Below are 23,637 nucleotides of genomic sequence, written 5' to 3'. Positions count from 1 at the left end.
CGTAGCCTTTCAATCGAGATCGTCATCATGTATCGGCGTGCGTTGCTTGTGTTTGCCCTGCTGTTGCCGGTGTCGGCTTGCACCCTGAGCCTGGGGGACGGCTATGGCTATGGCCACCCCCACCATGTGCCGCCGCCCTATGGCCAGTGGCGCTGGGACGATGACCTCGATGTGTATGTGAGCATCGGCTATCCGCGTCTGTATTTTCGCGATCGGATTTATTACCGCTGGGACGATCATGGCTGGTACTGGGGCGACCATCACGGCGGCCCCTGGCAGCCGCAGGGCCACAGAAGCATGCCGCCGGGTCTGTACCGCGAGCATCCGCATCCCGGCTCCAAGGGTGGGCAGGGCGGCTCGGGTCGCCATGACTCCGGCCCTGGCCAGGAACAGTGGCGCGTTCCGCAGGGCCAGCAAGACCAGCAGAACTACCAGGGTCAGCAACGTCAGCAGAACTACCAAGGCCAGCAACGTCAGCAAGGTCAGTACAAGCAATCGGGTCAGCAAGGTCAGCCGCACTATCAGCCCCAGTCGGGTGGTGGCAAGGGCGGCCCGCCATCCTCCGCCCAGGGTGGTCAGGGCAAACAGGCGCATGGCCAGTCGTCGGGCAAGGACCAAAGCCAGAACCGGCGCGGCCAGTCCCAGGGCTAGCGCCCGGCGCAGCACTGGAAACACCCGGATGAGCCGACGGCGATCCACGGACCTCCGTCGCTGTTTGCCGGTCTACCGCAAAAAAGCCGCTATTTACCGCGTCGGTTAGATCCAGGGCTGCCGTAGCCAGGCGGCTGGCGCGGGTTTGCACCTCGCAGGGGCTGGCGCCACTGGCCGGCAAACGGCAGTCTTGGCCGGCAAATACCCTGTGGTAAACTCCGCCGATCTTGCGTGTCACCCCCGAATTCCAAGGAAAAACATGACCTTCACGGCAGCGGACAGCCGCGCTCTGCAGTCTTCCGGGCTTACCCCGGCAGAGGTCGTGGCATGCGCCTGAAGTGCATCAAGCTGGCCGGCTTCAAGTCCTTCGTCGACCCCACGACCGTCAGTTTTCCGAGCAATATGGCGGCGGTGGTCGGGCCCAACGGCTGCGGCAAATCCAACATCATCGACGCCGTGCGCTGGGTGATGGGCGAGAGTTCGGCGAAGAACCTTCGCGGCGAGTCGATGACCGACGTCATCTTCAACGGCTCCAACACGCGCAAGCCGGTGACCCAGGCCTCCATCGAGCTGATCTTCGACAACTCCGACGGCAGCCTGACGGGCGAATATTCGGCCTTCGCCGAGATATCCATCCGCCGCCGGGTCACCCGCGACAGCCAGAACACCTATTTCCTCAACGGCGTGAAGTGCCGTCGCCGCGATATCACCGACATCTTCCTCGGCACCGGCCTGGGCCCGCGCAGCTACTCGATCATCGAGCAGGGCATGATCAGCAAGCTGATCGAGGCCAAGCCCGAGGACCTGCGCAACTTCATCGAGGAAGCCGCCGGCATCTCCAAGTACAAGGAGCGCCGCCGCGAGACCGAGAGCCGCATCCGCCGCACCCACGAGAACCTGGCGCGCCTGACCGACCTGCGCGAAGAGCTGGAGCGTCAGCTCGAACGCCTGCACCGCCAGGCCCAGTCGGCCGAGAAGTACCAGGAATACAAGGCCGAGGAACGCCAGCTCAAGGCCCAGCTGTCGGCCCTGCGCTGGCAGGCGCTGAACGAGCAGGTCGGCAGCCGCGAGCGGGTGATCGGCGACCAGGAAGTGGCCTTCGAGGCCCTGGTGGCCGAGCAGCGCAATGCCGACGCCAGCATCGAGCGTCTTCGCGACGGCCACCACGAGTTGTCCGAGCGCTTCAACCAGGTGCAGGGGCGCTTCTACTCGGTGGGCGGCGATATCGCCCGGGTCGAGCAGAGCATCCAGCACGGCCAGCAACGCCTGCGCCAGTTGCAGGACGACCTCAACGAGGCCGAGCGCGCGCGCCTGGAGACCGAATCGCACCTGGGCCACGACCGCACCCTGCTGGCCACCCTGGGTGAAGAGCTGGCCATGCTCGAACCCGAGCAGGAACTGACCGCGGCGGCGGCCGAGGAGTCCGCCGCCGGCCTGGAAGAGGCCGAAGGCGCCATGCATGGCTGGCAGGAGCGCTGGGACAGCTTCAACCAGCGCAGCGCCGAGCCGCGCCGCCAGGCCGAAGTGCAGCAGTCGCGCAGCCAGCAGCTGGAACAGAGCCTGGAGCGCCTGGCCGAGCGCCAGCGCCGGCTGGCCGAGGAGCTGGCGCAACTGGCGGCCGATCCGGAAGACGCGGCGATTCTCGAACTGTCCGAGCAGCTGGCCGCCAGCGAGCTGAACCTCGAAGAGCTACAGGCCGCCGAAGAAGGCCTGGTCGAGCGGCTCGAACAGCTGCGTGGCGAACTGCGCCAGGCCACCCAGGCGCAGCAGCAGGCCCAGGGCGAACTGCAGCGCCTGAACGGCCGCATCGTCTCCCTGGAAGCCCTGCAGCAAGCGGCGCTGAACCCGGGCAAGGGCGCCGCCGAATGGCTGCGCGAGCAGCAGCTGAACCATCGTCCGCGCCTGGCCGAGGGCCTGCGCGTGGAGGCCGGCTGGGAGCTGGCGGTGGAAACCGTGCTGGGCGCCGACCTGCAGGCGGTGCTGCTGGATGATTTCAATGGGCTCGACCTGGCAGGCTTCGACCAGGGCGAGCTGCGCCTGGTCAACCCGCAATCCGGCGGTGCGCGAGTGGCCGGTAGCCTGCTGGACAAGGTCGAGGCCGGCTTCGATCTGGCGCCCTGGCTGGCCAAGGTGCGCCCGGTGGAGAGTCTCGGCGAGGCCTTGGCCCAGCGTAGCCAGCTGGCCCAGGACGAAAGCCTGATCAGCCGCGATGGCTACTGGGTCGGCCGGCATTTCCTCCGCGTGCGCCGCGCCAGTGCCGCCGAGAGCGGCGTACTGGCCCGCGGCCAGGAGCTGGAACGCCTGGGCCTGGAGCGCGAAGAACGCGAAGCGGCACTGGCCGACCTGGACGAGCGCCTGCTGCAGCTGCAGGCCGGCCAGCGCCAGCAGGAGGACGCCCGCGAGCAGCAGCGCCGCCTGGTGCAGGAACAGGCCCGCCGCCAGGGCGAGCTGAAGGCGCAACTGTCCGCCGGCCAGGCCAAGGCCGAGCAGCTGACCCTGCGTCGGCGCCGCCTGGACGGCGAGCTGACGGAGCTGGCCGAACAGCGCGAACTGGAGCAGGAGCAGCTGGGCGAGGCCCGCCTGATCCTGCAGGAGGCCCTGGATGCCATGGCCATCGACACCGAACAGCGCGAACAGCTGTTGGTCAGCCGTGACCAGCTGCGTGAACGCCTCGACCGCATGCGCCAGGAGGCCCGGGCGCACAAGGACCATGCCCATCAGCTGGCCGTGCGCCTGGGCAGTATCCGCGCCCAGCACGAATCCACCCGCCAGGCCCTGGAACGCCTGGAGCTGCAGTTCGAGCGCGCCATCGAGCGCCGCGAGCAGCTCAGCCTCAACCTGGAGGAGGGCGAGGCACCGCTGGAAGAGTTGCGCATCAAGCTGGAAGAGCTGCTCGACAAGCGCATGGGCGTCGAGGACGAACTCAAGCTGGCGCGCCTGGCCCTGGAAGACGCCGACCGCGAACTGCGCGACGCCGAGAAGCGCCGCACCCAGGCCGAGCAGCAGTCGCAGTTGCTGCGCAGCCAGCTGGAGCAGCAGCGCATGGGCTGGCAGGAACTCAGCGTACGGCGCAAGGCCCTGCAGGATCAGCTGCTGGAGGACGGCTACGACCTGCACGGCGTGCTCGCCAGCCTGCCGAGCGAGGCCAGCGAGAAGGCCTGGGAAGAGGAGCTGGAGCGCCTGGCCGCACGGATCCAGCGCCTCGGGCCGATCAACCTGGCGGCCATCGACGAGTACCAGCAGCAGTCCGAGCGCAAGCGCTACCTGGATGCGCAGAACGCCGACCTGGTCGAGGCACTGGACACCCTGGAAAACGTCATCCGCAAGATCGACAAGGAAACCCGCAACCGCTTCAAGGACACCTTCGACCAGATCAACGCCGGCCTGCAGGCGCTGTTCCCCAAGGTTTTCGGCGGCGGCCATGCCTACCTGGAGCTGACCGGCGAGGACTTGCTGGATACCGGCGTGGCGATCATGGCGCGGCCGCCGGGCAAGAAGAACAGCACCATCCACCTGCTCTCCGGCGGGGAAAAGGCGCTCACCGCACTGGCCCTGGTGTTCGCCATCTTCAAGCTCAACCCGGCGCCGTTCTGCATGCTCGACGAAGTGGACGCGCCGCTGGACGACGCCAACGTCGGTCGCTATGCGCGGCTGGTCAAGGAGATGTCGGAGACCGTGCAGTTCATCTACATCACCCACAACAAGATCGCCATGGAAATGGCCGATCAGCTGATGGGGGTTACCATGCACGAGCCGGGATGCTCGCGCCTGGTGGCGGTGGACGTGGAGGAGGCGCTGTCGCTGGTCGAGGCCTAGCGGCGAGATAGAGTGATATGGCCGAGATTGCCTGCTAACGGTGCACATTTACCGTTCGTCGTGCTAGCTTAGGCCTCAATTTTGTTATACGCGGAAAATACCTGTAAGAACATACAGCTGTCCGCGTTTTTCAGGGGGCAGGAAGCCCTTTCTTCATCATCATATTTACTGGTTCAGGGGTTCGAGAAATTCATGGAAATCGGTCTGCGCGAATGGCTGATCGTCATCGGCATCATCGTTATCGCCGGCATTCTGTTCGATGGCTGGCGGCGCATGCGGGGCGGCAAGGGCAAACTGAAATTCAAGCTGGACCATAGCTTCAGCAACCTGCCGGACGACGATTCCGACCCGGATCTGCTCAGCCCGCCGCGGGTGCTGGACCGCAAGCGCGAGCCGGGCCTCAGCGAAGAAGACATGCCGTCGATGAGCGCCACCGAGCTCAATCGCCGGCGCAACATCGAGCCGCAGCAGGGTGACCTCAATCTCGACAGCGAAGAACCGGTGCCGACCCTGCTCAACCCGGTCGACGATGGCCCCGAACCTGAGCCGAGCCCGGCCAAGGAAGCCTTGCCGGTCGAGGAAGTGCTGGTGATCAACGTGGTGGCCCGCGAAGGCGAAGTCTTCAATGGCCCGGCGCTGCTGCAGAACATCCTGGAAAGCGGCCTGCGGTTCGGCGAGATGGACATCTTCCACCGTCACGAAAGCATGGCCGGCAACGGCGAAGTGCTGTTCTCCATGGCCAATGCGGTCAAGCCGGGCACCTTCGACCTGGACGACATCGAGCTGTTCAGCACCCGCGGGGTGAGTTTCTTCCTCGGCCTGCCGGGGCCGCGTCATCCGAAGCAGGCCTTCGACGTGATGGTCGCCGCCGCGCGCAAGCTGTCCCATGAACTCAACGGCGAGCTCAAGGACGACCAGCGCAGCGTGATGACCGCGCAGACCATCGAGCATTACCGCCAGCGCATCGCCGAGTTCGAGCGCAAGAAGCTGACCCACAAGCGCTAATCGCCGCCGTTACACAGAAAGAGCAGCCCCGGCTGCTCTTTTCGTTTGAGAGACCGCCCGCCATGACCGACGCCACCCCCGCCGCCCGCATCCTCGCCCTGCGCGCCGAACTGGACCTGCACAGCCACCGTTACTACGTGCTGGATGAGCCGAGCATCCCGGATGCCGAGTACGACCGCCTGTTCAACGAACTCAAGGCCCTGGAAGACCAGCATCCCGAGCTGGTCACCGTCGACTCGCCGACCCAGCGGGTCGGCGGTGCGGCGCTCAGCGCCTTCGGCGAGGTCAAGCATGAAGTGCCGATGCTCAGCCTGGGCAACGCCTTCGAGGAAAGCGATCTGCTCGATTTCGACCGCCGCGTGCGCGAGGGGCTGGACCTACCGACCGGCGACCTGTTCGGTGGTGGCGCGGAGATCGAGTACTGCTGCGAGCCGAAACTGGACGGCCTGGCCGTCAGCCTGCTGTACGAGAACGGCCTGCTGGTACGCGGCGCCACCCGCGGCGATGGCAGCACCGGGGAGGACATCAGCAGCAACGTGCGCACCATCCGCAACCTGCCGCTCAAGCTGCAGGGCGAGGGCTGGCCGAGCGTGCTGGAAGTGCGTGGCGAAGTGTTCATGGCCAAGGCCGGCTTCGATGCACTCAATGCCCGCCAGCTGGAAAGCGGCGGCAAGCCCTTCGCCAACCCGCGCAACGCGGCGGCCGGCAGCCTGCGCCAGCTCGATCCGAAGGTCACCGCCAGTCGCCCGCTGGAGTTCTGCTGCTACGGCATCGGCCGGGTCGAAGGCGAATTGCCAACCACCCAGGTGGGCATCCTGCAGCAGCTGAAAGTCTGGGGCCTGCCGATCAGCCGCGAGCTGAAACTGGTCAGGGGCGCCGACCAGTGCCTGGCCTACTACCGCGATATCGGTGAGCGGCGCGCCAGTCTGGCCTACGAGATCGACGGCGTGGTGTTCAAGGTCAACGACCTGGCCTACCAGCGTGAACTGGGCTTCCGTGCCCGCGAGCCGCGCTGGGCCATCGCCCACAAGTTCCCGGCCAGCGAGGAGCTGACCGAACTGTTGGATGTCGAGTTCCAGGTCGGCCGCACCGGCGCGGTGACTCCGGTGGCGCGTCTGAAACCGGTCAAGGTGGCCGGGGTGATGGTGTCCAACGCGACCCTGCACAACATGGACGAGGTGCAGCGCCTCGGGCTGATGATCGGTGATACGGTGATCATCCGCCGCGCCGGCGACGTGATCCCGCAGGTCATGCAGGTGGTCCTCGAGCGCCGCCCGGCCGATGCGCGGCCGGTGCACATCCCCGAGCAGTGCCCGGTCTGCGGCTCGGCGGTGGAGCGCACCCAGCTGGTCAAGCGCAGCAAGGGCAAGGAGACCTTCAGCGAGGGCTCGGTATACCGCTGCGTCGGCCGCCTGGCCTGCGGCGCCCAGCTTAAGCAGGCGATCATCCACTACGTGTCGCGCCGCGCCCTGGACATCGAAGGCCTGGGCGACAAGATCGTCGAACAGCTGGTGGATAGCGGCCTGGTCGCCTCGCCGGCCGACCTTTACACCCTGACCTACGAGCAGGTGGTGGTGCTGGAGGGTTTTGCCGACCTGTCCACGCGCAACCTGCTGGCGGCGATTGCCGAGAGCAAGCGGCCGACCCTGGCACGCTTCATCTACGCCCTGGGCATTCCCGATGTCGGCGAGGAGACCGCCAAACTATTGGCTCGCGCCCTGGGCTCGCTGGCGCGCATCCAGGTGGCCCTGCCCGAGGTGCTGACCTGGCTGCCGGATGTCGGCGGCGAAGTGGCCCACGAGATTCACAGCTTCTTCGAGGACGCGCACAACCGCAACGTCATCGCCCTGTTGCTGGAGCGCGGCCTGCAGTTGCAGGAGGAGGGCGAGCTGCATGCCGAGTTCGCCGCGTGCGCCACCCTAGGCGAGTTCATCGAGCGCCTGAACATCCCGTTCATTGCCGCCACCGGGGCGCGCAACCTGGCCGACAAGGCCGGCAGCCTGGCCGCGGTCATCGCCCTCAGTCAGGACTGGCTGGAACTGAGCGTGATGAAGGGCCTCAACGAGAAGGCCAAACAGTCGCTGCGCGAGTTCTTCGCGGTGGAAGGCAACGTCGCCAGGGCCGGCGCCATCGAGACGCAGCTGCTGGCGTTCGGCATGCACTGGAGCAGCGAGAAGAAACAGCTCGCCGGCCTGCCACTGGCCGGGCAGACCTGGGTGCTGACCGGCACCCTGGAAGTGATGAGCCGCGATGTCGCCAAGGAAAAGCTGGAGGGGCTCGGAGCCAAGGTGGCCGGTTCGGTCTCGGCCAAGACCACCTGTGTGGTCGCCGGGCCTGGCGCCGGATCCAAGCTGGCCAAGGCCAGCGAGCTGGGCGTCAGGGTGCTGGACGAAAACGGGTTCTTGGCGGCTCTTGCCGCCCTGGAACCCTGATCAGCGATTAGTGAATAAGCCTGCGTAGGGGCCCAAGAGACGCCCGATTACGGCTTAGAAAATGTATGGGAAGAGCCGGTAGCGCACGTCAAGCATGTATTGGCGGTATGATGGATCTAGGGCTAGGTGTTTTTCTTCCTTGAATATTCGGGCGCAAAGAAAGGCCAGCGTCGTTGCATAGATGACCAGGTTCTGGAGTGTGGTGTTGGTCAATACATAGCCGGTTAAGGTCAGGAAATAGCTGGCATAGATGGGGTGCCGCACGATGCGGTACATCCAGGAAGTTTTTATTTCGCGCTTTGCTGCAACTAGTGCGAAGCTGCGATTGAGCGAGAGCAGGGCGAGTATCTGGATACCTACGCCAGCAACCAGAGCAATGCTCGCTGCTGGAACTATTCCCCAGGCGGCAGGGCGCAGCAGTAAGGGGAGAAAGGTGCCGCCGATGGCCAGCAGCCAGTCCTTTGGGTCGGAAGAAATTGTCTGTGGGGTGCTGCGAAAAAGGAAGAATAGGGCGGTCAAGGTTTCGGCCAGAAAAAATAACAGAAGTGGAACTTCTGCTGTTTTCTGGAATTTCAGAATGTGGACGTAGGCAAAGGCTGCCCACAACGCGGCCAATACGAAGCCGCTGAGAAAGTTGACCTGGCGCGATTGCAGTAGTTGTAGTGCCTTGCTCATGGTGCAGTCTCATTGGCAGTACTTGCTCTTGCCCATCGTTCCTTATTTTGGGCGCCGCCTGAGAAACTCTGCAGCTCATGTGCTGCCAGCTTTATTTCGGGTAAGTGGCTGCCCAAGCATTGCATCTGGCGGTAGTCACTCGGAGTGAGGCCGCAGCACTGCTTGAAGGCGCGGGTGAAATAGGACGGATCCTTGAATCCGATTTCGTAGCCGATGCTAGTGATGGGCAGCTGGCTGTTGCGCAGTAGCTCCTGGGCGAAATGCATGCGTTTGCGCAGCAGGTATTCGCTGAAACTCACACCAACTTCTTCCTTGAACAGCCGACACAAGCGGAATGGCGTCAAGCCGCAGTGCTGGGCTAGAACCTTCTGCTCGATGCCCTCGCGAAAGTGCTGTTCTATGTAGCACAGGGCCTTGTGCAAGACTTTCTGCTTCTGGTAGTCGCGCGTCTGGCAGATGCTTTCCGGCAGTCGGATACCGTGCTCTATCTGCGGCTTGCTGGGATGCATGGCTTCCTGCCAGCGCAACTGGCAGAGCTGCTCCACTGCGCTGAGATAGCGCTCCTTCTCGCCACTGTGCAGTGGCAGCACCATGTACTCCCAGACCCGCGAACGCATCGCCCAAACCGCCAGCTCCTCGGAGTGTTGCACGGTGAACATGGTGATCGGCAACGAAGGGGCCGAGCGCTTGAGCTCCAGCAGCAGATTCAGGCCCAGCGCGTCGGGCCGGTCGAAGTGCATGCACAGCATGTCGGGTTGGCGTTCGTTCGGTTGACTTGTTAGCCGTGGCTCTCGTGCCAACCGGCAGTCGCAGCTGTGCACGAACTCAGCGCTGAGTGTTTCGGTTGAGCGGTCGTGTGTAAGGTCCATCCACAGTAACAAGGGCTTCCTGTTCATGCGGGACATCATGGGCTGATCCTGTGATACGACTCTGGATTGTCTCTGCAGTATGACCAAGCTAGGCGTTGGCAAAAGAGTTATTCGGAATAACCGAATTACGTTTTGTACATCTTGGTGTAGGCCTGTTCTTTTTCTTTACAGGGCTGTTGCACTGCTGCAACAGAATCCTAGTGATCGACAAAACACTCCTAACCACAATTTTGTGACAGGGCTAGCGTTGCCTTAGGCGGAGAGGAAAGTGGTACCGCCGAGGTGGTCTTTCCGAAACTGGCAATGTGTGGAAGTGAGGTGAGCGAAATGACTCTGCAAGATATCAAGGCTTCGGTGCTGCAGTTCGTCAGGGATGAGGACGGGCTGACGACAGTCGAGTACGCGGTGGCTGGCAGCCTAGTGGCTGCGGCGGTGGTGCTGGCGTTCACTGAGTTGGGAACTCAGGTGGGCGTGGTTATTGATGGAATTACAACTGATATCGGCGGTACTCCGACTGGTTGAGTGGAGGCGCAATGTCCTGGAGTACAGCAGTTTTGCTGGGCTTGTTGGGAATCGCGGTGGCGAGCGATCTATGGCGCCATCGCATTCCCAACCTTCTGGTCCTTTTGGGGCTGGCCGCAGGACTGATTTTTCAGGCGTATTTGTCTGGGTTGGCTGGGGTTGGTGCAGGAGTGTTGGGTATGTTGATCTGTGCCGTTGTCTTTCTGCCTCTCTATGCCTTCGGTGGCATGGCTGCCGGCGACGTGAAGCTGATGGCCATGGTCGGCAGCTTCATGGCTCCGCACCTGGCCCTCTTCGCCGCACTCCTCAGCCTGCTGGCCGGTGGCCTTCTCGGCTTTGGCCTGATCCTGGCGCGAGGCCAGGCCGGGCAGACCTTGCAACGCTACTGGTTGATGGTGCGCAGTCGCCTCTACGTGGCACCGGCAGCCGATGAGGTGGCCGGCCAACCCTTTCCCTTTGCCGCAGCCATTCTGGCGGGAACGGCTGCCAGTCTGCTTTGGCAACCTTCCGCCCCGTGGTCGTTTCTCGGCTAGCAGAGGACGCGAATAATGTACGTCGTCAGCGACAGCAGTACCCAGCCCTTAGGCAGGGATCCCGTCCAGCATCTGGCTCCCCAGCCGAAGAGCATCGGTGAAACCGGGCTGACGGAAAACTTTCTCAGCGACCTGCTCTGCAAGCATCTGCACGACGCCGGCGTACTCGACATGCCGCGCCTGGTCGAGCGGCTGGCGCTGACCGGTGCCGTGCTGGAGGAGGTGCTGCAGTTCCTGCGCAAGGATGGCCGCGTCGAGATTCTGGGCCAGACCGGTGGCCAGGCGTTGCGCTACGGGCTGACCGAACGTGGGCGGCAGGCGGCACGCGATGCCCTGGCCCGCAGTGGCTACCTGGGGCCCGCCCCCTTTCCCGTCGAGCGCTACCGGGAGCTGCTGAAGCTGCAGACCGTGCACCATGGCCGCATCACTGCCCGCGACATGCGCAAGGCTTACCAGGGCGTGGTTCTGGTTGAGGGTATGCTCGAACAACTGGGCGTGTCGCTCAATTCCGGGCGGGCCATCATGATCTACGGACCGGCTGGCACCGGTAAGACCTATATCAGTAGCCGGCTGATCCGCCTGTTCGGCGATACCATCTGGGTGCCTTGGGCCATCGCCATCAACGAGTCGGTGATCGAGATCTACGACCCGCAAGTCCATCAGTGCGTGGACGAGGAGCGCAAGCCGCGCAGCCTGCTGCTGGATGAGGGCATCGACCGGCGCCTGCTGTGCTGTCGTCGTCCGGTAGTGATCACCGGCGGTGAGCTCAGCATGGATCAGCTGGATGTGCGCTACGACCCCTACGCGCGCCAGTACCAGGCACCGCTGCAGCTCAAGGCGAGCAACGGCATGTTCATCATCGACGACTTGGGGCGCCAGCGTATGGAACCGGCCGAGTTGCTGAACCGCTGGATAGTGCCCATGGAGGAGAAGCGCGACCACCTCAATCTCGGTGGCGGCCGGCATTGCGATCTGCCGTTCGACCTGATCCTGGTGTTTTCCACCAACCTCAATCCGCTGCGTCTGGCCGACGAGGCCTTCCTGCGGCGGATCGGCTACAAGCTGCACTTCGATTACTTGAATCCCACCGATTACGAGCGCATCTGGCAGCAGGAGTGCGAACGCCTCGGCGTTGCCTTCGATCCTCTGCTGCTGCGCTACGTGCTGCAAGGCCTCTACGAGGCCGAGGGCAGGCCTCTGACCGCCTGTCATCCGCGCGACCTGCTGGGTATGGCGCAGGATCGGCAGCGCTATCTGGAAGGTGACGGGCCGCTGGCGCCCGCCGAACTGGAATGGGCCTGGCGAAACTACTTCGTTCAGCTCGAGGCAAACGACTGAGGAGATACGGCTATGGGCGGTCGAACATTCACACTGATCGCGCTCTCTCTGATTCTAGGGTTGGGGGCGGCTTGGATGGCCAACAGTTGGTTGAGCGGACGGCTCAATGCCCAGTCCGATGACGGCATGCAGAGCGTGATGGTGGCGGCGGTGGAAATCCCCTTCGGCACCATGATCGAGCCCCAGCATGTCACCTTGGTGCGCATGACCAAGGGCAGTGCACCCGACGATGCCTTCGATGCACCGGAAAAGGTTCAGGGCAGGATCGCCACTTTTCCCATCCTGCGGGGCGACATCCTGCGTGCGGCTCGCCTGGCCGAGCATCTGGGCGGCAGCACCCTGGCTTCTCTGATCGAAACGGATAAGCGTGCGGTGTCGGTACGGGTTGACGATGTGGTTGGCGTCGCGGGCTTCCTGTTGCCGGGCAACCGGGTCGATGTGCTGGCCACCAAGAAGGTCGGTAACAGCAACAACGCCGAGTCGAAGACCATCATTGAGGATCTGCGCGTGCTGGCGGTGGATCAGACCGCCAGTACCGACAAGACCCAACCTGTGGTGGTACGTGCCGTGACCCTGGAAATGACGCCCAAGGAGGCGGAAACCCTAGTCAAGGCCATGACCGAGGGGCGCCTGCAGCTGGCGCTGCGCAACCCCCTGGATAACCAGAAGAAACCCGAACCGCAACCGGTTGCTGCCCAACCGGCCGCCCCGGCGCCAGCACCGAAACCTGTTGTTCGGCAGGGATCGGCGGGCGCTGGCGTGACCATCATCCGTGGCACCCAGGTGAATGTAGCCAAGGTACAGCTCTAGACGGTTGCTGGGCAAAGCGACGGAGACCGTCGAGCCGCAGGTGGACGACCTTCCAATAAGGAGAGGGACATGCGAAGCATTCGAGTACTTAGTTCGATGTTGGCAATGCTGGGCGCCTGCCTCTGGTGGTCGGCTTTGCCGGCCGCCGAGCTACAGTCGTCGACGGTAAGTGCGCTGCCGGCAGACAGCGTGAGCGAGGTGCAGGTGCCGATTTACAAGTCGCGCATTCTGCGTACCCAGCGGCCGGTCAAGCGGGTGTCGGTAGGCAACCCGGAAATTGCCGACATCCTCATCACCAGTCCGAACCAGCTGTACCTGCTGGGACGTTCTCTGGGCAGTACCAATGTGCTGCTGTGGGATGGCGGCAACAAGCTGATCGACAGCCTCGATCTGGAGGTGGTGCATGACCTCGGCGGGTTGAAGGGCAAACTGCATCAATTGCTGCCCAACGAAACCATCGAGGTATTCAGTGCCCAGGGCGGCCTGGTGCTGCGTGGCCAGGTGAGCAGTGCGGCCGCCATGGACACCGCGGTCAAGGTGGCCAAGACATATGCGGCGCAGACCTCCAGCATCGTCCAGGGCGAAGGTGAGGCGGCCGAAGCCAGGCCGACCGAGTCGCTGGAGGTGATCAACCTGTTGACCGTAGGTGGTAGCCAGCAAGTGATGCTGGAGGTGAAAGTGGCGGAAATGCAGCGCAACCTGGTCAAGCGCCTCGGTGTCCGCTTTCTCGCCATCGGCTCGGCCGGCAACTGGGATATCGGCAGCTTCAATGGTGGCAGCTCGCTGACCGAGGGCCTGTTGTCCAACGGCAAGGGCTTCCTCGCCCAGTTCGCTTCGGGCAGCTTCCTCTTCGATGTGGTGCTGGAGGCGGCCAGGGATGATGGCTCGGCCAAGGTGCTGGCCGAACCGACATTGGTGACCCTGACCGGGCAACAGGCAGAGTTCATTTCCGGCGGCGAGTTTCCGGTGCCGATCACCGAAGACGACGGCATCACCGTCGAATACAAGGAGTTCGGCGTCGGGGTCAAGTTCCTCCCGACTGTGCTGGATTCGCAGCGGATCAACCTCAATCTGAACGTCTCGGTCAGCGAAATCTCCAACGCCAACTCGCTGGTACTCGATACCGGTCTGGATAGCGTGCTGGGCGATGGCGTAGCCCAGGTGATTCCCTCGCTGACCAAACGCAGTGCGCAATCGACAGTGGAGTTGGCCGACGGCCAGACCATCGCCATTGCCGGCCTGATCAACGAGAGCACGCGCGATCTGGTTAGCCGCTTCCCAGGGTTGGGTGACATTGCGGTGATCGGCCATCTGTTTCGCAGTCAGGAGTTCATCAAGGGTGAGACCGAGCTGGTGATCCTGGTGACACCGCATATTGCCAAGCCGGTGGACGCCAAGCTGGTGCGTCTGCCGACGGAAAATTTCGTCGAGCCTGGCGACATGGACTTCTATCTGCTGGGCAAGACCAAGGGCGATGGACCGGGGCGCGTGGTGCCAGTCAGCCTCGGGGTGACCGGCAGCAGCTTCGGTCATGACCTCAAGTGAGGGATAAGACAATGAAAATGCAGATGCTGTCGGTTTTGCTGTGCACCACTCTCGGTGGTTGCATGAGCTACGAGGAAGGGCGTGTGGGTTCGCTGGGGCAGAGCGTATACGCCACCACCTATGAACAGATCGCCGACAAGGAGTTGGCGGCCAACCCGGGCACAGAGGTATCGCCGGTCGGCACCGATGGCCCGTTGACCGAAAAGGTATTGGACGGTTATCGCGGCAAGACCGGCGACGCCCAACAGATCGGTCAGCCCATCCAGATCAACATCGGTCAATAGCGGAGGCCTGGCATGAAACTCCGTAAGTCACGTCGCTCCCGGGTGCTGCCGAAGCACCAGCGGGGAGCGGTCATCGTCCTGGTAGCGGTGGCCTTGGCCTCGATGCTGCTGATGGCAGCCCTGGCCCTGGACGGCAGCCACATGCTGCTCAACAAGTCGCGCCTGCAGAATGCGGTGGATGCTGCGGCTCTGAGCGGGGCGAAAACCTTGCATCAGGTGTTCGGTAGCGGCAATGCATCCAGCGTGGCTCGCGATGCGGCGTGGGACACCTTCGGCCGTAACGCCTCTGCGCCCGGCAATGCCGAGCTTCTGGAGGCCATGGGGCAGGACGGCGTCAGTGCCTTCGCCGTGGTCGAAATGGCCAACAGCGTCTACGGCCCCTTCTCCTTCCCGGGGCCTGCGGATGCCCGCTATGTGCGGGTGTCGGTACCGGATTATCCGCTGACAGGTTTCTTCTGGAGTGTGGCTCAGGCCTTCTCCTCCGATGAGCTGAGCGACAAGTCGGTGGCAGCTATTGCCACAGCGGGGCCGAGCCCGTCCATGAGTCCCTGCAAGATCGAACCGATCATGGTCTGTGGCGACCCCAGCGATGACCCGGCCGACAATGGCGGCACCTCCTACTGGGGCTATGGCTTTGGCGACTTGGAAGTGCTCAAGAGTGCCGCCGGCAATGATCCGGCGATCAGTGAGGGCAATTTCCAGATGCTGCGTCTGGATGGGGCCAACGGCGCCAACGACTTGCGTACCGCCCTGGCGGGAGGCATCGAAAAGTGCAATGTGGTTGGTGAGGTGGTGGAGACCGAGCCGGGCAATTCGGTCGGCCCAGTGTCTCAGGGGCTCAATACCCGCCTCGGGGTGTACAACGGTCCCGGCATGAACGCCACCGACTACCCACCCGACTGGGTCACCGAGGTCAACGAACAGCGGATGACCTACAACGACAGTACCTCGCCGCCGCAGGTCGAGTACCAGGGGCAACCGGTGAGCACCAATGGCGGGGAGCTGTTCGCGGGTGAAACCCCGTTGTACGACGTCAAGGATTGGCTCGCGGACAGCGCGGCCTGTGGGGCCTCGAAGAGCTGCGCGGGGGCTCCCGAGCGGCGCATGCTCAATATCGTCATCGGCGATTGCACCGATGTGCCCGGCGGCCAGGTCGATGTACCGGTACTGGACTTCGGCTGCTTCTTCTTGCTGCAGACCGTTGCCCAACAAGGTGTCGAGGCCCAGGTGTTTGGTCAGTTCGTCAAGGAGTGCGAGGGCGATGGCGTGGCCGGTGCGACGCCTGCCGATGACGTGGGGCCGTTGATCATCCAGCTGTACAAGACCTACGTCGATGACAGTCGCACGCCCAGCAAGGATTCCTAGGAGGCAGCCATGAGCAGCGCGAAGCTAGAGCGGCAGCAGCAGAAGGGGGTGGCCATGGTCGAGTTCGCCATCGCCCTGCCGTTGCTGTTGCTGCTGCTGCTGGGGATAGGCGAGTTCGGCCGCATGCTGTTCCAGTACAACGTCCTGCTGCAGGCCAGCCGGGATGCGGCGCGCTATGCCGCGGGCGAGGCCTGGGACCCGACCCTGGGCCAGGTCGTGATCGACGACGACCTGCGCAGCCGTACCCGTTTGCTCGCCGTCTATGGCGTCCCCGTGGCGGTGACCGGCGGCGAACTGGTGGGTGGGCTGAGCACCGGCAATGTGGCCGTCACCCCGGTGGGGGACGAGCACGTTCAGGTGAGCATCGTCTACGACTTTGTGCCGGTGATCGGCAGCGTGCTGCCGACCTTCTATGGCGCGGACATTCCCCTGGCCGTCACCCTGACGTCCAGCGTTGTGATGAGGGGCTTGTGATGAACAGACGCCAGATGCGAGGGGTCTATGTGGTCGAGTTCGCCATCATCGGCCTGCTGCTGTTCATCGTGCTGGTCGGCGTGCTGGAGCTGGGGCGCCTGTTCTTCACGGTCAATGCGCTCAACGAGAGCGCCCGGCGCGGCGCCCGCCTGGCTTCGGTCTGCGATATCCAGGACGTGCGCATTCTGCGGCGGGCCATCTTCAATGCCGCCGAGGAAGAAGGGGACAGCAGCCTGCTCACCAATCTGCAGACGGCGGATCTCACCCTGACATACCTCAATGCCGATGGAGGCCAAGTACCGGCGCCTACGGATTTCAGCGGGGCGGATGGATTCGGCGCTATCCGCTATGTGCAATTACGCATCGAAAACTTCACCTTCGATCTCCTGATTCCCGTGGTGGGAGGGCCTATCACGCTGCCGGATTTCCGGGCTACGTTGCCACGTGAAAGTCTGGGCCGCCATGCGGAGACGGGGGTTGTTCCGGAGATCACACCATGTTGACGACACGAGAAGGTGGCAGCAGCCTCCGGCCGAAGAAACAGGGGCCGCAGTTACTGATCAGTAGCCGCGATGGGCTGGCTTTGAATCGACTGCAGGGCTACTGCCAGGCGCTGGGTGGTGTGGATGTGGCGACCCGGCTGGTGAGCAATGGACATACCGACCCGTTGTACGGTCTGGAACAACGCCCGGACTTCCTGTTGCTGCGGGTCAGCCACCTGTGGCGCGACGAGCTGGAAGCCTTGCTCGAACGTCCGGCGCAGGAACGGCCACCGCTGGTTGTCTGTGGTCCACTGGATGAGCGCGAAGGTATGCGCTTGGCGATGCGGGCCGGTGCCCGTGACTTCCTGCCCGAGCCGGTGGAGCCGGGAGAACTGCTCGCGGCCCTGCAGCGCATGTTGCAGGAGAGCCACGCGCTACCCACGGGAGGTGGCAAGCTGGTGGCGGTGATGAACGCCAAGGGAGGCTCCGGTGCCTCCATGCTGGCCTGCAATCTGGCCCATCAGTTGAGCTTGAACGGAGCCAGCACGCTGCTGCTCGATTTGGATCTGCAGTTTGGCAGCGCTGCCCACTGTCTGGATATCAGTCCCACACACAGTCATGTCGAAGTGATGCAGCAGGCCGGATCCCTGGATGCGGTGGCCTTGCGCGGATTTTGTGGGCACTTCAGCCCGATGCTGCATGTGCTTGGTGGTCGCCAGGGGGATCTGTGCCTGGCTCAAGACGTCCAGCTGGAACAGTTGGAGGCCCTGTTGCATCTGGCACGCAGCAGTTATGACTGGGTGGTGGTGGACTTGCCGCGGCAAATCGACCACCTCACCGGGATCACCCTGGAACAGGCCGATCACAGTTACATCGTGCTGCAGCAGAGCCTCAGTCATCTCAAGGATGCCAGCCGTCTATTGCATATCTTGCGCAATGATCTGGGCGTGCAGGGCAAGCGCCTGCATCTGGTGGTCAACCGCTTCAACAAGGGCGCGTCGATCAGCTTGCAGGATATTGGCGATGCCTTGCACTGCACGAACCTTCAGTCACTGCCGAATGACTACTCGGTGGTCAGTGAAAGCCAAAACAGCGGCATGCCGCTGGAGATTCATGCACCACGCGCGCCCATCACCTTGGCTCTGCAACAACTGCGCAAGGAGTTGACCGGGGTGGAGCGTGTCGACCAGGGACTGTTCAGGCGAACCTTGGGGCGCCTGTTGCGGGGGTGAAGCATGTTAAGTGGATTCCGCAATCGTTTGCGTCAACAGTCGGCTCATGTAGCCGAGATGGCACAGCAGGCTGGCGATGCGCCGGCAGCAGAGGGGCTCGCCTGGGAAACCTCGGTGCCCTCGGAGCTCTACGAGACACGCACCAACCTCTCCCCGGTGGAGAGTGAGTGGCGCGAGCGGGTTTACCAGCAGTTGCTCAAGGTCATGGACCTGTCACTGCTCGACTCGCTGGAACCGGCCGAGGCGGCACGACAGATCAAGGAGATCTGTCAGCGCCTGCTGGACGAACATTCGGCCCCCGTGTCGGCGCCCGCACGGCAATTGATCATCAAGCAGATCGGTGACGAAGTGCTCGGCCTTGGACCGCTCGAACCGCTGTTGGCGGATCACAGCGTGTCGGACATCCTGATCAATGGCCATGCCTCGGTCTACGTCGAGCGACATGGCAAGCTGCAAAGAACCGATGTGCGCTTTCGCGATGACCAGCACCTGCTGAACATCATCGACCGCATCGTCTCCAATCTGGGGCGTCGTATCGACGAGTCTTCGCCGCTGGTGGACGCACGACTCAAGGATGGCTCGCGGGTCAATGCGATCATTCCGCCACTGGCCATCGATGGTCCCAGTATGTCGATCCGCCGCTTCGCCGTGGATCTGCTGAGCTCCGAGAGCCTGGTGCAGATGGGCACTCTGACCCCGGCCATAGCCCTGGTGCTCAAGGCCATTGTGCGTGGGCGCCTGAATGTACTGGTTTCCGGGGGTACCGGCACCGGCAAGACCACCATGCTGAATGTGTTGTCGAGCTTCATTCCGGACAACGAGCGCATAGTCACCATCGAAGACTCGGCCGAGTTGCAATTGCAGCAGCCGCATGTGGTGCGCTTGGAAACCCGTCCGCCGAACATCGAAGGGCGAGGAGAGGTTAACCAACGTGAACTGGTGCGCAACAGCCTGCGCATGCGCCCGGATCGTATTGTCATCGGCGAGGTCCGGGGTACTGAAGCGCTGGACATGCTCACGGCAATGAACACCGGCCATGATGGTTCGTTGACCACCATCCATGCCAACACCCCGCGCGATGCTTTGGGCCGCGTGGAAAATATGGTTTCCATGACCGGTGCAACCTTCCCGATCAAAGCCCTGAGGCAACAGATCGCTTCGGCCATCGACGTGGTGATCCAGCTTGAGCGTCAGGAGGATGGCAAGCGCCGCCTGGTCAGTGTGCAGGAAATCAACGGCATGGAAGGCGAGATCATCACCATGACCGAGATATTCACCTTCGAGCGGCGGGGCATTGGTGAGCATGGTGAAGTGCTCGGCGAGTATCGTCCGACCGGCATGGTGCCGGCCTTCCGCGACGTGCTGGCCAAGCGCGGCATCGACCTGCCGATCAATTTGTTCCGCCCTGACTGGATGGAGGCCGTGCAGTCATGAGCCAGATTCCCAGTGAGTATATTTTCGCCTTTCTGGGCATGATCTTCACCGCCGTCTTCCTGCTCAGTCAGGGGTTGGTGGTGCCGGTGTTCGGCGAGGCGGGCAAGATGCGCAAACGCATCCGCTCACGCCTTAATCTGCTGGAGAGTGCCAACCAGCTGCCGAACATGCAGATGGTGCTGCGGCAGAAATATCTCAAGCACCTGTCGCCGCTGGAGGCCCGGCTGGAGCAGTTGCCCTTCTGCGAGAGCCTGGCGCCGCTGATCGAGCAAGCCGGGCATGGCTATCGCAGCTATCGCGTGGTGCTGCTGGCGCTGCTGCTGGCGGCCGCTGCTGGGATTGGCTTGTGGCTGCTGCTCAAGCTCTGGTGGGCATCGTTGATCCTGGCTGTGGTGGCTTTCTGTATCCCCTTCGTGAAGATTTCCAGTGATCGTAGCCAGCGCTTCGCTGCCTTCGAAGAAGGCTTGCCGGATGCCCTGGATGCCATCTGCCGGGCACTACGCGCCGGCCATCCGTTCGGTGAAACCCTGCACCTGGTCGCCGAAGAGCATAAGGGCCCGGTGGCTCACGAATTCGGGCTGACGTTCGCCGACATCAACTACGGCAACGATGTGCGTCGAGCCATGCTCGGCCTACTTGAGCGCATGCCGAGCATGACGGTGATGATGCTGGTGACCTCCATCCTCATTCACCGGGAAACCGGCGGCAATCTCACCGAGGTGCTGGGGCGTTTGAGCAGCCTGATTCGTGGGCGTTTCCGCTTCCAGCGCAAGGTCAAGACCTTGTCCGCCGAGGGGCGTATGTCAGCGTGGGTTCTAATGGCGGTGCCTTTCGTGCTGACGGTGGTCATTGCGGTGACGACGCCGAGTTATCTGCCGGTTCTGATCAAGGATCCGTTCGGGCAGAAACTGATCGTGACCTCCTTCGTCGCCATGCTGCTGGGTATTTTCTGGATCCGTAAAATCATTCGGATCGATGTCTAGGAGGTTGTCATGGACTATCTGCTCGGTATGTTCAACAGCCTGGTCGGTAACGAGGGGCTGGCTCGGGTGTTGTTCGTAGGCGCCATAGGACTGAGTGTGCTGTTGCTGACCGCAACCGTGGCCGTACTGGTATGGAGTCTGCAGGATCCGTTGCATCGGCGCTTGGCCGGTCTCAAGCAGGCGCAGGGGGGCGGCGCTCCAGGCCTAACCCCACCGGGTAATCTGCAGTTGCTGCTTTCCCAGGTAGGCCAGCATCTGGTGAGTACTGAGGACGAAAAGCTTTCGGCGACACGCCAACTGCTCATGCATGCCGGTTATCGCTCCAGCTCGGCGTTGCAGGTCTATTGGGCTATCCGCCTGTTGCTGCCGTTGCTCCTGCTGGTGTGCGTGCTTTTCGTGTTGCCTCTGGTGCCGAAGCTCACGTTGAACATCGGCGTCATGGCCGCCGGTGCAGCTCTAGGCCTTGGCTGGCTGGCACCGTCCATCTATGTGGAAAAACGCAAGGAAGGGCGTTTGCGGCGTCTGCGCAGGGGCTTTCCGGACGCACTTGACCTGATGGTGGTGTGCGTGGAATCGGGACTTGCCCTGCCGCAGGCGATGGAGCGAGTGGCCGAGGAGATGCTGGTCAGTCAACCCGAACTGGCCATGGAGTTGGCCTTGGTCAACATGGAGATCCGTGCAGGCATCCCCAGTACGCAGGCACTTAAGAATCTGGCTGAACGTACCGGGCTGGATGATGTGCGAGGGTTGGTGAGTCTATTGGCGCAGAGCATCCGCTTTGGCACCAGCGTGGCCGACACTCTGCGGATCTACGCCGAAGAGTTTAGGGATCGGCGCACTCAGGCTGCAGAAGAATCAGCAGCGAAAATCGGTACCAAACTGATATTTCCTCTAACCTTTTTCATGTGGCCTAGTTTTTTCTTGATTGCCATTGGCCCGGCAATTATCAAGGTACTCAAAGCGACCGGGAAGCTATAACCATGAACAGGAATTTACTGCTGTTAGCCATGCTGGGCGCGCTGGCCGGTTGCCAGACTCAGGGTGTGGGGTCGGGCGATCTCGATCGATCTTCCATGTACGGTGGCAAGAACGCGTTGCTGTACCAGGTACAGGATCAGGCGGAGTCATCCGAGCAAGCCATGGGCATGGCGGATGTGGCCTACCGCGCTGGTGCGCTGGATCAGGCGCTTTACCAGTACCTGCGTGCAGTGGAACTGGATCCTAAGCGCTACGAGGCGTTGGTCTGGGTTGGCCGCATCCACCGCGAACGTGGCAACAACCACCTGGCGGAAATGGCCTTCGCCGATGTTCTGCAAAACGAGGCTGATAACCTCTCGGCGCTTACCGAAATGGGCTTGGTGCAATTGGCCATGCGACGTCCCGATTCAGCTCGCGAGTCGCTGGACAAGGCCGTACTGGTGGATCAGAAACGGTTGGGCGGTGGAAACAGTAGTGCGCCGAACACCCTCAAGGTGGATAGTGCCTCGCCGCTCAAACTGTACAACGGCCTAGGTGTGCTGGCCGATCTGGAGGATGATTTCGACAAGGCGGCGCTCTACTATCGCCTGGCTTCGCAGATCGATCCGCGCTCGGCGCTGGTGGCCAACAGTCAGGCCTATTCGCTGTACCTGGCCGGCAAGTGGCCGGAGGCCGAACAGTCCTACAAGCGGGGCATCAGCTTCGATGCCCGTTATGCGCCACTATGGCGAAACTATGCATTGCTGCTGGCTCGCCAGGGACGGTACGAACAGGCCTTGTCGGCTTTCGAGCAGGTCGAGAGCCGGGCGGAAGCGAGCAACGATGTGGGCTATATCTGCCTGGTCGAAGGCAAGCTGGATGTCGCAGAGCAGTTCTTCCGCAGCGCGATCGAGCAATCGCCCGCGCACTATGAGATGGCTTCGGAGAACCTGCGCCGTGTCGAGCAGATCCGCAGCATTCGCCAACATGGTGTCAACCAGGGCGCCCCGGCAGCCGAGGCGTTCGCGGTAGTGCCCACCGGTGAAGTGATGACGGGACCCTGAGCAACCCCGGAGTACGTGGTGACTCCGGGGCGTGACGCATCAGGCCTGGTTGAGTGCGTCGGTCAGGCCTTTGGCGGGCACCAGTTTGACCACTTTCTTCGCGTCGATCTGAATCGCCTTGCCCGTTTGCGGGTTGCGCCCGGTGCGTGCCGGACGCTCGCTGACTTTCAGCTTGCCGATACCCGGCAGGCTGATTTCTCCGTCGTTCTCCAGGGCATCGGCGACGATTTCGCCGAGCTGCTCGAGCAGGGCGCGCACATCGTTCTTCTGCAGGTCAATGGCTTCGGCAAGATCGCCGATCAGCTGGTCTTTGGTAATGGCCATGGGGCACTCCATGCAAAGGGGGAATGGCCGCCAGCGCAGCTTGGCTGACGGGTGACTCGCCAGGCACGCTACCACAAAGCGTCGTCACGCCGGCATTGGCCGATTGCCGCAGGGGCTGGGTCGGCAGCGTGGCTTCAGTCGATCAAGACGCGCGGTTCATCACCCAGGCAGATGGTCAGCTGCTGGCCGCTGTCGGCATCGAATGCGCAATAGGGCAGGTTGCTCGACTGAATCTGGCCGAGCAACAGCAGCAGGCTGTACAGGCAGCTCAGCGCCAGGCCCGCGCCCAGTACCCAGCGCAGCCGGCCCGGTGTTGCCAGCCGGCGCCTGGGAAGCAGCACGGCGGCGAGCAGGGCGATCGCACAGATCAGCGTATAGCCACTGAGTTCGTCACGGCTCGGCGAGAGTATCAGGTAGCCGTCATGCTCAGCCGGGTAACCCAGCCATTGGTAGAGCGCCAGGCCGCCGAGCAGCAGCAAGGTCAGCCCCCAGGTTCGGCGAGCCCCGCTCATGCCGAGCAGCCAGGCCAGACCGAGGCCGGCCAGAGCCGCGAGCAAGGTCAGCAGCGCCAGGGCACCGCCGATTCCGCCGAGCAGGGTGCCGCCGACATCCTGCACCTGCAGTGCGTAGAAACCACCGACCAGCGCCCAACCGGCACAGCTCAGCAGGCTGAACAGGCTGAGCCCGTGCCAGAGCCAGGTGCGGCTCATCGGGCGTTGATCGCCGCAGGTCTCTGCAACGGTTGATGTAGAGGGCAAGCGGCGCATACGAGTCCTTTCCTGTGCCGGGGCGCGCAGGCTAGCAGAGCCGCTCCGACGCGGCCAGGCGGGGCGCCGGAGCGC

Annotated in this window: 22 protein-coding genes; 18 read left to right on the top strand and 4 right to left on the bottom strand. The window is 63.0% G+C overall.

From position 1 onward, the window contains the following. Nucleotides 1–27 precede the first annotated feature (27 nt). The 4 genes from F3I16_RS21025 (at nt 28) to ligA (ending at nt 7,904) form a co-directional block, all read left to right on the top strand. A complete protein-coding gene (locus tag F3I16_RS21025; protein WP_178116666.1) occupies nt 28–651 on the top strand; it encodes a hypothetical protein in 624 nt (207 codons plus the stop codon). 327 nt (nt 652–978) lie between these two features. Further along, entirely contained in the window at nt 979–4,467 is a 3,489-nt protein-coding gene (gene smc, locus F3I16_RS12110; protein ID WP_160493862.1) for a chromosome segregation protein SMC, read from the top strand. Between the two features lie 192 nt (nt 4,468–4,659). Further along, nucleotides 4,660–5,472, top strand: a complete 813-nt coding sequence (gene zipA, locus F3I16_RS12105; RefSeq protein ID WP_160493861.1) for a cell division protein ZipA — start codon at nt 4,660–4,662, stop codon at nt 5,470–5,472. Between the two features lie 62 nt (nt 5,473–5,534). After that, a complete protein-coding gene (ligA, locus tag F3I16_RS12100; protein ID WP_160493860.1) occupies nt 5,535–7,904 on the top strand; it encodes an NAD-dependent DNA ligase LigA in 2,370 nt (789 codons plus the stop codon). Nucleotides 7,905–7,958: 54 nt separating this feature from the next. Here ligA and F3I16_RS12095 read toward each other — a convergent pair whose 3' ends face one another. After that, the gene (locus F3I16_RS12095) at nt 7,959–8,579 is read right to left on the bottom strand and encodes an isoprenylcysteine carboxylmethyltransferase family protein (RefSeq protein ID WP_160493859.1); all 621 of its coding nucleotides are present in this window, start codon (nt 8,577–8,579) and stop codon (nt 7,959–7,961) included. Beyond that, on the bottom strand, nt 8,576–9,487 hold the full coding sequence (locus F3I16_RS12090; RefSeq protein WP_160493858.1) for a helix-turn-helix transcriptional regulator: 912 nt from the start codon (nt 9,485–9,487) through the stop codon (nt 8,576–8,578). The genes F3I16_RS12095 and F3I16_RS12090 overlap by 4 nt, the downstream gene beginning before the upstream one ends. A gap of 288 nt (nt 9,488–9,775) precedes the next feature. Between F3I16_RS12090 and F3I16_RS12085 the strand changes: the two genes are divergently transcribed. The 14 genes from F3I16_RS12085 (at nt 9,776) to F3I16_RS12020 (ending at nt 22,471) form a co-directional block, all read left to right on the top strand. Further along, nucleotides 9,776–9,970 carry a Flp family type IVb pilin gene (locus tag F3I16_RS12085; RefSeq protein WP_160489678.1) on the top strand — a complete coding sequence of 65 codons (195 nt, stop codon included), beginning with the start codon at nt 9,776–9,778 and terminating at the stop codon, nt 9,968–9,970. An 11-nt stretch (nt 9,971–9,981) separates the two neighbouring features. Then, complete coding sequence (locus F3I16_RS12080) at nt 9,982–10,503, top strand: prepilin peptidase (RefSeq protein WP_160493857.1); 522 nt, start codon at nt 9,982–9,984, stop codon at nt 10,501–10,503. Between the two features lie 15 nt (nt 10,504–10,518). Next, entirely contained in the window at nt 10,519–11,841 is a 1,323-nt protein-coding gene (locus F3I16_RS12075) for an AAA family ATPase (RefSeq protein WP_160493856.1), read from the top strand. A 12-nt stretch (nt 11,842–11,853) separates the two neighbouring features. Next, on the top strand, nt 11,854–12,651 hold the full coding sequence (gene cpaB, locus F3I16_RS12070; protein WP_160493855.1) for a Flp pilus assembly protein CpaB: 798 nt from the start codon (nt 11,854–11,856) through the stop codon (nt 12,649–12,651). Between the two features lie 189 nt (nt 12,652–12,840). After that, a complete protein-coding gene (locus F3I16_RS12065) occupies nt 12,841–14,196 on the top strand; it encodes a type II and III secretion system protein family protein (protein ID WP_372239623.1) in 1,356 nt (451 codons plus the stop codon). Between the two features lie 11 nt (nt 14,197–14,207). After that, nucleotides 14,208–14,480, top strand: a complete 273-nt coding sequence (locus tag F3I16_RS12060) for a hypothetical protein (protein WP_160493853.1) — start codon at nt 14,208–14,210, stop codon at nt 14,478–14,480. Between the two features lie 12 nt (nt 14,481–14,492). Beyond that, entirely contained in the window at nt 14,493–15,845 is a 1,353-nt protein-coding gene (locus F3I16_RS12055) for a TadE/TadG family type IV pilus assembly protein (RefSeq protein ID WP_160493852.1), read from the top strand. Nucleotides 15,846–15,854: 9 nt separating this feature from the next. Continuing rightward, nucleotides 15,855–16,319: a TadE/TadG family type IV pilus assembly protein gene (locus tag F3I16_RS12050; protein ID WP_160493851.1), complete on the top strand. Its 465-nt coding sequence runs from the start codon at nt 15,855–15,857 to the stop codon at nt 16,317–16,319. Then, nucleotides 16,319–16,822 carry a TadE/TadG family type IV pilus assembly protein gene (locus F3I16_RS12045; protein WP_160493850.1) on the top strand — a complete coding sequence of 168 codons (504 nt, stop codon included), beginning with the start codon at nt 16,319–16,321 and terminating at the stop codon, nt 16,820–16,822. The genes F3I16_RS12050 and F3I16_RS12045 overlap by 1 nt, the downstream gene beginning before the upstream one ends. After that, nucleotides 16,816–18,033 carry an AAA family ATPase gene (locus F3I16_RS12040; RefSeq protein ID WP_160493849.1) on the top strand — a complete coding sequence of 406 codons (1,218 nt, stop codon included), beginning with the start codon at nt 16,816–16,818 and terminating at the stop codon, nt 18,031–18,033. Before F3I16_RS12045 ends, F3I16_RS12040 begins: the two co-directional genes overlap by 7 nt. Nucleotides 18,034–18,036: 3 nt before the next feature. Further along, nucleotides 18,037–19,467, top strand: a complete 1,431-nt coding sequence (locus F3I16_RS12035) for a CpaF family protein (protein ID WP_160493848.1) — start codon at nt 18,037–18,039, stop codon at nt 19,465–19,467. After that, entirely contained in the window at nt 19,464–20,450 is a 987-nt protein-coding gene (locus F3I16_RS12030) for a type II secretion system F family protein (protein WP_160493847.1), read from the top strand. The genes F3I16_RS12035 and F3I16_RS12030 overlap by 4 nt, the downstream gene beginning before the upstream one ends. A 9-nt stretch (nt 20,451–20,459) precedes the next feature. Next, nucleotides 20,460–21,428, top strand: coding sequence for a type II secretion system F family protein (locus tag F3I16_RS12025; protein WP_160493846.1), 969 nt, complete (start codon nt 20,460–20,462; stop codon nt 21,426–21,428). Between the two features lie 2 nt (nt 21,429–21,430). Further along, complete coding sequence (locus F3I16_RS12020) at nt 21,431–22,471, top strand: lipopolysaccharide assembly protein LapB (protein ID WP_160493845.1); 1,041 nt, start codon at nt 21,431–21,433, stop codon at nt 22,469–22,471. Between the two features lie 39 nt (nt 22,472–22,510). Here F3I16_RS12020 and F3I16_RS12015 read toward each other — a convergent pair whose 3' ends face one another. Both F3I16_RS12015 and F3I16_RS12010 read right to left on the bottom strand, forming a co-directional pair. After that, nucleotides 22,511–22,795: an HU family DNA-binding protein gene (locus F3I16_RS12015; protein WP_160493844.1), complete on the bottom strand. Its 285-nt coding sequence runs from the start codon at nt 22,793–22,795 to the stop codon at nt 22,511–22,513. A gap of 134 nt (nt 22,796–22,929) precedes the next feature. Continuing rightward, entirely contained in the window at nt 22,930–23,505 is a 576-nt protein-coding gene (locus F3I16_RS12010; RefSeq protein WP_160493843.1) for a hypothetical protein, read from the bottom strand. Nucleotides 23,506–23,637 lie beyond the last annotated feature (132 nt).

The organism is Pseudomonas sp. L-22-4S-12, from assembly GCF_009799935.1.
Lineage (GTDB): Bacteria > Pseudomonadota > Gammaproteobacteria > Pseudomonadales > Pseudomonadaceae > Aquipseudomonas.
Note: the sequence above shows the minus strand (reverse complement) of the source record. Positions and strands in the feature narration are given on the sequence as shown.